This window comes from Oleiphilus sp. HI0079, from assembly GCF_001635105.1.
The window spans coordinates 1-943 of the sequence record NZ_LWFT01001279.1 but is presented as its reverse complement, the minus strand read 5'-3'; the positions used below and the strand labels follow the sequence as shown (position 1 = coordinate 943).

Below are 943 nucleotides of genomic sequence, written 5' to 3'. Positions count from 1 at the left end.
CCGGGGATGGTGGAATATTTTCGAGACGGTCTTAGTGACATGATTGGGAATGGCGTTGATCTATTGTTTTGTAACAAAGACGAAGCACTCGGCTGGACCAACACTCAAACTGTTGAAGCAGCAGCCGACGCAATGAAGCAACATGCTAAAAGCTTTGCGATCACGCTTGGCAAAGACGGCGCCATCGTCTTTGACGGAGAGACTCTAACCCATGTGGAAGGTGCAAGCGCAAAAGCAATTGACACTAACGGCGCAGGCGATATGTTTGCAGGTGCGTTTCTCTACGCGCTAACACATGGACAAAGCTACCCAGAAGCCGCGCGCCTTGCCAATCAAGCCGCAGCCAAAGTAGTAAGCCAGTTTGGCCCTCGTTTGCGCGCCGAGCAACATGCTGAGCTGCTTGCCTAAATAGCAAACACGAAAATGTCGGCCTGACTTCACGACGAACACATAAGTGAGGTTTGGCCATGATATCGCTCCGCACGGATATTTCTCGGCGCTGGTATTTCTCGGCACGGGCACCATCGATCTTCATTCTTTGGTTGTGAAAGGAATACGTGGCCGCACCATGAAAGCATAATTTGACCAAAGTCATCACGCCCTCAAAAGGCTAATCTAAACCATATCGGAACATTGCCTTTGAGAGAATAGCGGGCTAAGAATCTAACAAACCGTCGCTTCGGCTGACACCAAACAGCGGATGATAAAGGGGACGCATTTATTTTCCGCCTGATCTGCACTCGACAAGACAAGCCTCATAAAGGTATGCAGCAATAGCAAACTCAATCTACAATTTCAACGAGAGCTAAGTGTCTGCGTTTATAGAAAAAGGACAATATTTCACTTACAAATCCAATGAACNCTGACCCAATTAAGATAATGGCTATAGAGTTGTCGAAGAGAGCCACATATTTGATGCTCACGACATATAGAGCAATCACCA

General features: G+C 47.5%; 1 protein-coding gene. It reads left to right on the top strand.

Going from position 1 to position 943, the window contains the following annotated elements:
* Positions 1–408, top strand: a 408-nt coding sequence (locus tag A3750_RS22415; RefSeq protein ID WP_231871923.1) for a PfkB family carbohydrate kinase, incomplete at its 5' end; no start/stop codon positions are given.
* Between the last annotated feature and the right edge of the window lie 535 nt (positions 409–943).